General features: G+C 59.6%; 2 protein-coding genes and 1 pseudogene. 1 reads left to right on the top strand and 2 read right to left on the bottom strand.

Going from position 1 to position 1,225, the window contains the following annotated elements:
• Positions 1-233 precede the first annotated feature (233 nt).
• Positions 234-437: a DUF465 domain-containing protein gene (locus ENZ74_RS32190; RefSeq protein ID WP_013529216.1), complete on the bottom strand. Its 204-nt coding sequence runs from the start codon at positions 435-437 to the stop codon at positions 234-236.
• Between the two features lie 239 nt (positions 438-676).
• On the opposite strand from ENZ74_RS32190, the gene ENZ74_RS32195 reads away from it, so the two are divergent.
• On the top strand, positions 677-856 hold the full coding sequence (locus tag ENZ74_RS32195; RefSeq protein WP_013529217.1) for a YdcH family protein: 180 nt from the start codon (positions 677-679) through the stop codon (positions 854-856).
• 269 nt (positions 857-1,125) lie between these two features.
• Here ENZ74_RS32195 and ENZ74_RS34585 read toward each other — a convergent pair.
• Positions 1,126-1,225 (bottom strand): annotated as a pseudogene (locus ENZ74_RS34585) (flavodoxin-dependent (E)-4-hydroxy-3-methylbut-2-enyl-diphosphate synthase); the annotation flags it as partial.

Genomic DNA, 1,225 nt, shown 5'->3' on the forward strand with positions numbered 1-1,225 from the left:
TCGCCGGACAATCCGTCAGAACGGTGGGATCACTGACCGAGAGCGTGCGACGAAGCCGTCGAGTTCGAGGTGCTCCATGTGCGAGATCGCCCGGCAGGACGCGCCGTCGCGGCTAGTGCACCGGCGAAAAAGAGCCCAACGATTGACCGGCCAAAGGCACCGTCACACGACCGCGCAGGGAGATGCAGATCGCCGCTGCCTGGCGCTCGATCAGCGTCAGCACATCACATCGTTCACGCAATGATGTCGGGAATGATCTTGTCTTCCAGCGCCATCAGCCGGTCCTTGAGGAACAGCTTCTTCTTCTTCATGCGCTGGATCTGCAGCGGATCGCAGGCCATGGCGATCATCGCGTTGATGGCTGCATCGAAATCGGCGTGTTCCTGCTTCAGGCGGGAAAATTCGAGGCGAATATCGGCCTGTTCCTGATCGGACATTCTCTACCGTCTGCACGTCTGCGGCGCCCAAAGCTGGGCCTGATTGGGCGGGGCCGGGTGTTTTGTCACCGGCGTGCAGCCCATATCACATTTCACAGTGTCGTGGAATGCTACCACGGATCATTCGACATCGCCCGCGGAAGGTGACACACTGTCACCGTGCCGTCACAGAAGCGAACCTGCGGTGGACGCGCCGTGACGGTTGCAATCGAGGAAAACCATGAAAGGGAGAACCAATCATGTCTCTTGCATCCCATCTTGATGAGTTGCAGCGGAAACACGGCGACATCGAACGTGAAATCGATGACGCGATGAATCATCCATCGGTCGACGACCTCGAAATCGTGAATCTTAAGCGACGCAAGCTGGCACTCAAGGACGAGATTGAAAAACTAAGAGGAAAACCGACCACGCATTGATGCCCTCCTGACATAGCCGCGCGGTATCCGCGGCCTCTTTTCCCGGCGGCTCCCCGCCGCCGGCGTGGAGAGGTTTGATTTCCCAGCACGGTCTGTCAGCCGAAGCTGGACTTGCACCCGGCTTAATATCCGCTTCGGCCGTCGCCCGTTTCGCCAGATCATCGATTGTTTTTGGTCGTTGGCGACGTGCCGATTCGGGCCAGTGGCGACCTGTCGCCATTGACAAGCCATCTTTGCTCCTCCACCTCATGCCCGGACCTCAGCGCATCGGCCCGGTGCAGTGCTGCGACCTGCGCGACGGTCTGGTCGATATCGGCCGTGTCGGTGTTGGTCATCGATTGGACGACAACGGGCGCGCCGCCGCCGTAC

The sequence above is a fragment of the Mesorhizobium sp. M7A.F.Ca.CA.002.15.2.1 genome, from assembly GCF_003998715.1.
Lineage (GTDB): Bacteria > Pseudomonadota > Alphaproteobacteria > Rhizobiales > Rhizobiaceae > Mesorhizobium > Mesorhizobium ciceri.